Source organism: Bacillota bacterium (assembly GCA_024653485.1).
In the GTDB taxonomy this organism is placed as follows: Bacteria; Bacillota; SHA-98; order UBA4971; family UBA4971; genus UBA6256.
Genome location: JANLFY010000003.1, coordinates 252,702 through 262,791 on the forward strand (window position 1 = coordinate 252,702; position 10,090 = coordinate 262,791).

The 10,090-nt window shown below is 61.2% G+C and carries 7 protein-coding genes and 1 pseudogene; all 8 read right to left on the bottom strand.

Annotated elements, in window-relative coordinates:
* Nucleotides 1-93 precede the first annotated feature (93 nt).
* Nucleotides 94-324 (bottom strand): annotated as a pseudogene (locus NUW12_04005) ((2Fe-2S) ferredoxin domain-containing protein).
* An 80-nt stretch (nucleotides 325-404) separates the two neighbouring features.
* On the bottom strand, nucleotides 405-899 hold the full coding sequence (nuoE, locus tag NUW12_04010) for an NADH-quinone oxidoreductase subunit NuoE (protein ID MCR4401933.1): 495 nt from the start codon (nucleotides 897-899) through the stop codon (nucleotides 405-407).
* Between the two features lie 669 nt (nucleotides 900-1,568).
* Complete coding sequence (locus NUW12_04015; protein ID MCR4401934.1) at nucleotides 1,569-3,008, bottom strand: sigma 54-interacting transcriptional regulator; 1,440 nt, start codon at nucleotides 3,006-3,008, stop codon at nucleotides 1,569-1,571.
* Nucleotides 3,009-3,143: 135 nt separating this feature from the next.
* Entirely contained in the window at nucleotides 3,144-5,216 is a 2,073-nt protein-coding gene (locus NUW12_04020; GenBank protein MCR4401935.1) for an ABC transporter ATP-binding protein/permease, read from the bottom strand.
* 3 nt (nucleotides 5,217-5,219) lie between these two features.
* On the bottom strand, nucleotides 5,220-6,980 hold the full coding sequence (locus NUW12_04025; GenBank protein MCR4401936.1) for an ABC transporter ATP-binding protein/permease: 1,761 nt from the start codon (nucleotides 6,978-6,980) through the stop codon (nucleotides 5,220-5,222).
* A gap of 71 nt (nucleotides 6,981-7,051) precedes the next feature.
* Nucleotides 7,052-7,936, bottom strand: coding sequence for an agmatinase (gene speB / locus NUW12_04030; protein MCR4401937.1), 885 nt, complete (start codon nucleotides 7,934-7,936; stop codon nucleotides 7,052-7,054).
* A gap of 38 nt (nucleotides 7,937-7,974) precedes the next feature.
* Nucleotides 7,975-8,433, bottom strand: a complete 459-nt coding sequence (locus NUW12_04035) for an arginine decarboxylase, pyruvoyl-dependent (protein ID MCR4401938.1) — start codon at nucleotides 8,431-8,433, stop codon at nucleotides 7,975-7,977.
* Between the two features lie 80 nt (nucleotides 8,434-8,513).
* Nucleotides 8,514-9,848 (bottom strand): TrkH family potassium uptake protein, encoded by a 1,335-nt coding sequence (locus tag NUW12_04040; GenBank protein MCR4401939.1) that lies wholly within the window; start codon nucleotides 9,846-9,848, stop codon nucleotides 8,514-8,516.
* Nucleotides 9,849-10,090: the final 242 nt, after the last annotated feature.

The window sequence follows — 10,090 nt, forward strand, 5'->3', positions numbered from 1 at the left end:
GTCCCCGCACGTCGGGACGCGCTGCTGAGTATCGGGCGCTTCATACAGCAGGGATTCGACGATCCTCCCTTTCAACAGGTGTTCGGCCACTATCGTCCGTGTGTCCTCCGCTTTCAGCTTCCGGTACAGGACTCCCTCCGGGTACACCACAGCCACCGGGCCAAGCTCGCAGGGTCCCATGCACCCGGTGCTCACCACACGCACCTCGCTGGTAAGGCCGTGCTTGGCGATCTCGTCCAGAAAGGCTTGTTCGACTGCTTTGCACCCTGAGGAGACGCATCCCGCGCCGCCACACACCAGGACATGCGCACGGTATGAATCCATTTGACCAGCCTCCTTACTCTCGGGCAGCGGCTGTGTGCCGCCGCAGCGGTCCGGCGTATCCTTCCTTGAGCGCTCTCCGCTCACTCGTACTTGGCCAAGATCTCTTTCAGTCTGTCTGGTTTGAGCCGCGCGTAGATGTCGTCGTCAACCCTCACAACCGGGCCGAGGCCGCACGCACCCATGCATCGGACGACCTCCATGGAATACCTCCCGTCGCTGGTCGTGTCCTTCGCGCGGATCCCCAGATCTTGTTCGAGTCTGCTCAAGATGTCCTCTGCGCCCCTCACGTAGCACGCGGTGCCCTTGCACACGCTGATTTGGTGGCGACCCTTCGGTTTGAGCGAGAACAACGCATAGAACGTGACGACGCTATACACCTCGCTCAATGGGATGTCGAGCCCCGCGGCGACCATCGCCTGGATCTCTCTAGGAAGATATCCCACCACCTGCTGCGCCTCATGGAGAACCTGAATGAGCACACCGGGCTTTCCCCGGTAGTGCTGGATGATCTCCTGCACCTTGGCCTTTTGCTCATCCGTCACCTGGCCGAAACATGTGCACTCTTCGCACGCCATTCTGATTCCTCCTTCGCCGGCATGGCGAGGCGCGCACGCCCGCCTCGCACCCCCGGTCAACGTTCCCCATAGCATAGCAAGAAGCGTGCCGCTTGTGAACCGCGTCACAAGGCCCCGTCGCCCGCCTCTTGGACTCTTTGTGCCGCCTGTCACAATTCACTCCATGAACCCCGCCGACATCGAACTCGACCGAGCCCTGCCTAATGCATCCCTGCATTAGGCCCCCTCCGGCGTCACGGGCGCCGCGCCCGCTGAAGTGCCCATCACTCTGAAAAACCCCACAGTCAAACCCGCGGCTCAGTCGGGTTTGCGTAGACCTAGTCGCGAGCGCATGACGCCAGGTCAGGTGTCGGTTGCGGGTCATGGACGCGTCTGCACCCGCACGAAATCGCGGCCCTTGCGCCCATAGCCCGCGGGAAGCGCAGAACGGCCATTGCGCGTCTTCGCCAACTCCGGTGCGGTCGCAAGCTCGACGTTCCCGCTGAAGTCTCGCACGCCGCGGGGCATAAAGAGCTTCCCGCCAATCACGAGATCCCGGCGACCGGTAGCGTCCGAAGCCGCGACGAGGCCGGCCCGTCTGCGACAACCTCAGCAAACAACCATGATGCGCTAGTGCATCGTTCAATGCAGGCTTGCATCCGGCTTGCTCGTGTGGAGGGTCCGTCGCGTTCACGTGGTCTCCCGCGTCGGAGCCTCCTTGGACACGACGGTGCGACTGCCCAGGTACTTCTTGATCTTTCTTACTACGGTGGATTGGTTTACGCCGAGGAGCTTCGCCATGCCGTACGTGCTTTTCTCCTGGGAGAGCGCGCGCTCGATGATCTGCCTCTCGACCTCCTCGGTCGCCTGGCGTAGCGGCATGATCCCGCCCACCACCACCGTGGGCTGCCACTCGCCGTCCCTTTCGAAGACGTATTGCGGCAGGTCGGATGCTCCTATCTCGTCTGCCTCCACCGTCACCACGAGGCGCTCGATGAGGTTTTCGAGCTCGCGCACGTTTCCAGGCCACGAGTACCTCGCAAGGACCTCGCGCGCTTCCCCGCTCATGGTTTTCTGGTAACCGTGAGCCTTGTTGTACTTGTCGAGAAAGTGGTATATGAGAGGAATCACATCGTCCGGCCTCTCGCGCAGAGGTGGTATGGTGATGGGGACTACGTTCAGCCTGTAGAAAAGGTCTACGCGAAACTCCCCCCTCGCTACCATGGCGGCTAGATCGCGGTTCGTCGCGGCGATTATCCGTATGTCCACTGCGAGAGGCCTCACCCCACCAACTCGCACGACCTTGCGCTCTTGGATGAGCTGGAGCAGCTTCACCTGTAGGTCAGACGGCAGTTCGGAGATCTCGTCGAGAAACAGCGTCCCGCCAGACGCCACCTCCACTATGCCCGGTTTCCCCTCTCGCCTGGCTCCTGTGAACGCACCCGACTCGTACCCGAAAAGCTCCGACTCGAGCAAGGTCGCCGGGATCGCTCCGCAGTTGAGGTTGACGAACGGGCCTCGCCTGCGCGGACTCGTGCTATGGATGAACCGCGCGACCACCTCCTTGCCGGCGCCGGACTCGCCCAAGAGGAGGACTGTGGTGTCCACTGCGGCCACCTTCGCGGCAAGCTGCAGTACACGGCCCATCTCCACGCTGTACGCTATCACTGCCGGGGGAGCAGGTGTAGGACGGTCGAGACGGTCGGCGCTGTGGACAGACGCCGCGTCTGTCCAGCGTTTCACCGCCCCACCGCCGCCCTCGGCGCGCGCGGGGGCACGCGCGGCCGCCGGGCGACCCGCACTCGCGAACCCGTGGTCCAGTATCTCACGCGCCAGACCCACCAGCGCTCCCCGTTCGAACCCCGGCACCGCCGAGGAAAGGACGGAGTCGGCTTCCATAGCCGCGCGCCCGCCCCCCGCGAGGAGCCAGAGCACCGCCTCTGCGCCCGAGGAAAGCGCTATCGCGCGTTGGGGACACTGTACAAAGCAGTCTCCACACCCATCACACTTGAGTTGGTCCACCGCAAGCTGGCCCCCGGGCGTCTTGGAGATCGCGCCGGTCGGGCACCCTCTCACGCATTTGCCGCATTCGTTGCATCTTGCGGAGTCGATCACAACGTACCCCGGCATCTCTCTCCCCCCGGGGCAATTATACACCACACGGACGGGCCGGCATAGTCCAGCTTCTCGGCCCTTCCTAACCAACCCACGGATTGGCGCTCTCGGCAGCGCTCGAAGGCCCGGCCGCGCAGTCGCGGGACGATCTCAACCGCGCAACTCTCCGCGCCCTTCGCCTGCCACGTCCCCGTGCGGCTCCTCCTTGTACTGCAGGAGGTAGAGCTGGTAGTATATGCCGCGCCTGGCGAGGAGCTCTTGGTGGGTGCCTATCTCGCGCACCCTGCCCTTGTGGATCACGACTATCTTATCTGCGGCTTGCACGGTCGACAGACGGTGTGCAACGATCAACGTGGTCCGTCCGCGCACGAGCTTGGTGAGGGCATCCTGGATGAGCGCCTCCGTTTCTGTGTCTATATTGGCCGTCGCTTCGTCGAGCACGAGAATGGCGGGATCGAACGCAAGGGCTCTCGCGAACGCGAGAAGCTGGCGCTGCCCCATGGAAAGCGTCACGCCTCTCTCTTTCACCTTGGCGCGGTACCCTCCCGGCAGCCTGTCTATGAAGGCGTCAGCGTTAACGTACCTCGCCGCCTCGCGCACGTCCTCATCCCCAATTTGCGTGTTGTGCAACCTTATGTTGCTCTCAATGTCGCCAGTGAAGAGGAAGACGTCCTGCTGCACCACGCCGATGTGTCGCCTGAGCTCCCGTCTGGGAATATCCCGGACATCCATTCCGTCTATGAGGATCCTGCCCCGCGAGACATCGTACATCCTTCCGATGAGGTTCATGATGGAGGTCTTGCCGGATCCGGTCGCGCCCACGAAGGCGCAGGTCTCTCCGGGTTCCACCGTGAAGCTCACGTCTCTCAAGACCCAGTCTTCGTCGTTGTACGCAAACCACACGTTCTGGAACTCGATCCGTCCCCGCGGCCGCCCTACGGAAACGGGCTTCTCTGGGTCGAGCTCGCGGGCGTCCGTATCAAGGAGCATGAATATCCTCTCAGATGCCGCCATGGCCGATTGCATGATGTTGTACTTCTCTGTGAGATCGTTGATCGGCCTGAAGAACTGCTGAATGTAGCTTATGAACGCGTACAACACCCCGAACTCGATCTTGCCGGCGAGCACCCTGCCGCCTCCATACCATACGAGCAGGGCGAGAGCGAGGGAGGACATGAGGTCCATGGCCGGCCTGAAAACGGCGTACACGCGGAGCTCGCGCATGTTCGCCTCAAGGTACTCCTTGTTGATCGCGTCGAACTCCTTGAACTTTTTCGCCTCGCGCGCAAATATCTGGATGATCCTCATGCCGGCGATGTTCTCGGCGAGGGTCGCGTTGATTCGGGCAAGCCTCGTGCGAACGAGGCGGTAGGCCTCGCGCGCCTTGGACCGGAAAACCACGGTCACTACGAGGATGAGCGGGAGAACGGAGAGGCTCACCAGGGCAAGCCGAAAGCTCATTCTCAGCATCATCACTACTATGCCTACGAGCAGGAAGACGTCTTTGAACAGGTTGACTAGGACGGCTGTGTACATCTCGTTCAGCGCGTCAGTGTCATTGGTTACCCTCGTCACCAGCCGGCCGACGGGGTTCCTGTCGAAGAACGACAGCGCAAGACCCTGCAAGTGACGGAATATCTCCACTCTCATGTTGAAGATGATCTTCTGGCTAGTGTACTGAAGGATATACACCTGCAGGTAGTTGAGGAGGAATCCTACGACCATGGCAGCGAGGAGCGCCAGCGCCAGCTTCAGAACGCCCGCAACGTCTCGCTGTCTGAACCTTCCCAGCTCTTCCGTGGTGAGCTCTTGCCTGCCGGCAACTCCGCTTTCCAGATCGTGCGTGACGAGGAAGTAGCGGCCGTCAGCTCCCTCAATGTGGGCTCGGACCACGAGACCAGAATCGCTTTCCCCCGACCTGAGCCGCAGGCCTCTCGGAAGCCACTTCTCTCGCACGAACACAATTCCGCGACAAGCGACTCCAGGGACAGGCTCGCGCCCAGGCGCGAACCCGAGCATGGGCGCGCCAAGGGCGTTGATGTGATCGTCTATCGCGATCTTCGTGAAATAAGGCTGCACAAGGTCCGTGCCAGTGATCACGAAGAGAAGCATGACGCATACGAGCAGCAGCCGCCAGTATGGGGCAGCGTATCTGAGAAGCCGCCTCATCAGCTTTGCGTCGTATGCCTTCCCCAGCGCCTCTTCTTCGTGGATGCCAGGCATGTCTTACGTCTCCTCGGCTGAAACAAGCTCCTCTTCGAGCAATTGGCGCTCGTAGATACGGGCGTACATGCCGCCCGCCGCGACGAGTGCCTCATGGCTCCCACGTTCCACGATCCGCCCCTTGTCGAGCACGACGATCTCATCGGCTTCCTTCAGAGTAGATATCCGGTGCGATATGAGAATGGTCGTTCTTTGCCGCATGATCCCCCTCAAGGCCCTCAGGATCCTGTCCTCGGTCTCTGCGTCCACGGCGGAAAAGCAGTCATCCAATATCAGTATCCTGGGGTCCTTGATTATCGCCCTAGCTATCGCGACTCTCTGCTTCTGGCCGCCGGACAGCGTGACGCCGCGCTCCCCCACCACCGTGTCAAAGCCTTGGGGGAACTCGCGGACTTCCCCCGCCACTCCCGCGACCTCCGCTGCCTCCTCTATCGCCTCATCGGAGAGGTCGTCGCCGGCAAACCCAATGTTGCCCCGGATGGTCGTGGAGAACAGGAAGCTGTCCTGCGTCACGTACCCGATGTCGCGCCTCAGCACTGCCAGGGGAACCGCGTTTATGTCGACTCCGTCCACGAGAAGCTCGCCAGGCCCGGGGTTGTACAAGCGCAAGAGTAGGTTGACCAAGGTTGTCTTGCCGCTCCCCGTCCGCCCCAAGATGCCGACGGTCCGCCCGGCAGGGATCTTGAGATCGATGTTCCTCAGCGCAGGCTCGCGCTCTCCCGGGTAGGTGAAGACGAGGTTGCGGAACTCGACGTCTCCCGTAATCGCCTGCACCGGCAGCACATCTCTTCCGTCCAGCACCTCTGGCTTGGTGGAGAATATCACGTTCAGCCGATCCATTGACGCCAGTCCTCTCTGCAGCGTGTTGACCACCCACCCTATCGCCATCATGGGCCAGATGGCCATGCTCAGGTACCCGCCGAACGCGACAAAGTCGCCGAGGCTGATGTCTCCGAGAATGACCAGCCTCCCACCGTACCCCAGAACGACCACGAAGCTCAGTCCCGCCACGAATTGAACGAGCGGCCAGAACAGACCCCAAATCCTGACTAGGCGCATGTTGGAGTCCACCACTCGTCGAGCTGCCTCTTCGAACCTGTCGATCTCCGCCTGTTCTTGGACAAAGGCCTTTACCACGCGGATGCCGGCTAGATTCTCCTGGACACGGTCGGTCAAGGCGGCGAACTTCTCCTGGACGTCTCTGAACCTCGAGTGAATGAGACGGGAGAAGTACGTGACGATGAGGGCGACGAACGGAAGCGGAGCAAGTCCGAGCGCGACCAATCGTAGGTCGACCGTGCGCACGAGGATGGCCACTGTGGACACTGTGAGGAACAGTGCGTCGACGGATAGGACTATCCCTTGCGCGAACGCGTGACGGACAGCGTGAATGTCGTTCGTAGCGTGGGCCATGAGATCGCCTGTCTTGTGATCGTTGAAGAAGCTCGCGGAGAGCGTTTCGAGATGCGCGAAGAACCTGTTCCTGAGAGTGTAGTCGATGAGCCTGGCTGTTCCCATTATGTACATCCGCCAGAAATACCTGCCCACGGCGACCAGAAGGGCTATACCCACGAGCAGACCCACGTAGCGGATGAGCGCAGCGTTGTCTAGCCTGCCCGCGCGAAAGTCGTCCGTGACCCTGCCTAGGAGTCTCGGGACCACGAGCTGGAGGGCGTCGACCACGACAAGGAAAAAAGCGCCCAGGACGTACCTGGACCTGTAACGAAAGAGGAATTCCGTGAGGAGCCCAAGTCTACCCCGCACAGGTTCCAACCTCTGAGCCGTGCTCGTTGCGTACTTGCGCACGATCCCAGGATCCGTCGGTAGGTCCGACTTCAGGACCGTTCCTTCCTTGAGAGGCGCGCCCCGACACCGATGACCACCTCGCGAACGATCTTCGCCGCGAGGAGCGAGGTGATGTCCGACCTGTCCCACGCGGGCGCCACCTCAACCAAGTCCACTCCGACGATGTTCGCTTGCGTCAGCAAGTGAACGGCCTCGAGGATCTCGCAGGAGGAACACCCTCCCGGCTCGGGAGTCCCGGTGCCCGGCGCAAACGCGGGGTCTACCACGTCGATGTCTAGCGTCACATAGCAAGGTCTATTCCCTATCTCTTCCACTACGGTCCGGACCGCGGCCGGTACCGATCCATCCACCCTGTGCGGAGCCCCGCGAGCGACGAGAAACTCCTCGGCCGCCCCGGACCTTACGCCCACCTGGTAGAGGTTGTCCATCCCAACTACCTCCCCCACCCTTCGCATGACAGTTGCGTGGGACAGCCTCTGTCCCGCGTACTCATTGCGCAGGTCCGCATGGGCGTCGACATGCACGACCACGAGGTCCTCACGCGCGCCGGCCACCGCTTCCACGCACGGAAGGGTCACGAGGTGCTCGCCCCCGAGGGCAAACGGCAGCTTGCCGTGGGCGACGAGCCCTTCCATCACCTCTCTGATAGCCTCGAGGCTCCTCTCGGTGTTTCCCAGAGGGAGAGAGACGTCGCCGATGTCTGCAACGTTCACTGACTCTATGCTCCGCTCAAGGGCGGCGCTGTACTCCTCCAAAGAAAAAGAGACCTCTCGGATCTTGGCGGGCCCTCCGCGTGCACCAGGTCGCCAACTCGTGGTGAAGTCCATGGGGAGCCCGAGAATGACTATGTCCGACCGTTCGTAGTCGCTGTTCGCGCCGAGAAACCCGTCTCTTCTTTCGACGAGGATGCTCATCTCGAGTATCTCCAAGCCGTCCACGATTCCGGGTAGTCTCAGTACCAGAGAGCGGCCCCAGCGAAAGCGCACCCTATCCCCTTCACGACGTGTTCCGTGGCCTTTATGAGGATCTTGTCAGGGACGGCGTTCCGACACGCAAGGGCTTCACGGATCATCTTCTCGATCATCCGCTCCGCCTCCTCCTTGGAGCACTTCCCTCCGAACTCCATTATCACGCCGAAGCTTCCAGAGACGATGCCGACCCCGATGGCGGCGGCGATGCGTTCTCCCGGGACGTCGCTCGTCACGGAGCCGTAAGCCGTGGGAGTGAGCGACCCCGGCGGTATGTCCAACGCATCCATGTACTCGGCGCCGGGTGGCAAGATGCTCGACACCCTCAGAAGGTTGAGGTTTCCGATTCCGGAGGCCAGAAGCGCCTTGTCGAACGCGGTCAACGTGGTCTCGCCCTCAGCGCTCCCGGCGACCAAGGTGAACTTCCGAGGCGTTGGCAGCATGTACGGATCCCTCCTGCAGAGTCTTAGAAGAGTCGACTACATAGTATGCTAAACCAGGTGCCCACCGCAACATGTCCCTCTCACCCGACCATGACCCTCTCTTCGGGGTACCTCACCGCGTTGGACGCATGCTGCCTTTGAGCTATGGCCGTGGCCACGGTCAGAGGGCCAACTCGACCCGCGAACATCATGCACACGATCAGCACCTTGCCTAGAGTCGGCAGAGTCGGGGTTATCCCCGTCGACAACCCGACTGTTCCAAAGGCGGATGTCGCTTCGAACAGGACGGGCAATACTCCGTGGGGGCACACTGTCGAGAGCGCCATCGCAACACATATCACGAGGGCAAGCGACATCATTGACACGGCGAGCGCCTTGTACACGGTCCTGTGGGGGATCCTCCGCTCGAAAACCTCCACGTCCTCTCTCCCCATTATCACACTTCGCACGGCAAGGAACAGTGTCGCGAAGGTCGTCGTCTTGATGCCGCCTCCCGTCGACCCGGGGGACGCTCCGATGAACATGAGGAGGATGATGAAGAGCTGAGTAGCACCTCTAAGCCTCCCAATAGGGAGCGTCGAGAACCCGGCTGTGCGCGGGGTGACGGCCTGAAAGTACGCCGACATGACCTTCCCGAGAGGGCTAAGACGACCCATGGACGCCGGATTGTCGTATTCGAGCAGGAAGATGACGATGGTCCCGGCAGCGATGAGGGCCGCAGTTGTAACCAAGACCACCCTGGCATGCAAGCTTAGCTTGGCGCCTCCGCGGCGCGCGATGATCTCACTCACCACGGAGAACCCGAGCCCCCCGACGATGAAAAGGCCAGACATCACCAGATTGACCCACACGTCGCTCACGTACCCTGTCAGGCTCCTGAACCCCCCGAAGAGATCAAAACCGGCATTGCAGAACCCCGAGACTGCGTGGAACAACCCATAGTACAGGCTCTTCGGAAAGCCCAGATCGAATGACCACCGGATGGCCAAGAGGACTGCGCCTATGCCTTCGACGGTCACGGTCACCGCGAGCACTCGCTTTATGAGTCTGACCATCCCCTCGAGGGTCAGTTGATTCATCGCCTCTTGTATGAGAAGCCTGCTCCGAAGCGTCACTCGCCTGCCCAATAACAAGAAGATGAGGGTCGATATGGTCATGATTCCCAATCCACCTATCTGGATCAGACACATGACAACAAGCTGGCCGAATAGGGAGAACTGGTCGTGTGTATCCGCGACCGTGAGCCCCGTCACACACACTGCAGAAGTGGACGTAAACAGAGCGTCCACGAAAGGAAGAGACCGTCCGTCCCTGGACGCTACGGGGAGAGCCAAGAGGACGGCACCGATCAAAATGATTCCCGCAAAACCGGCCACCAAAACCTGCGCCGGGCTCGCCGCGTTTATCCGTGACAGGAACCAGCGCCGCCCGGCCGAATGACTCTCTCGGATTGAGGCGACCACAGACTCACCTTCCTGGGTAGGCGATGCGCAAGACGGTTAAATTATACCATGGCGACACATCGTGTCAACGCACGGCGCGCGGGCGTACCTGTCAAGGGAAAGTAGGTAGAGACCTCACGGAAAAGTGATGTCGACGCTAATACGTTTGTTCGGAGCGCATCACTTCCAGATCGGCCGTGTTTCTTGGCAGCACA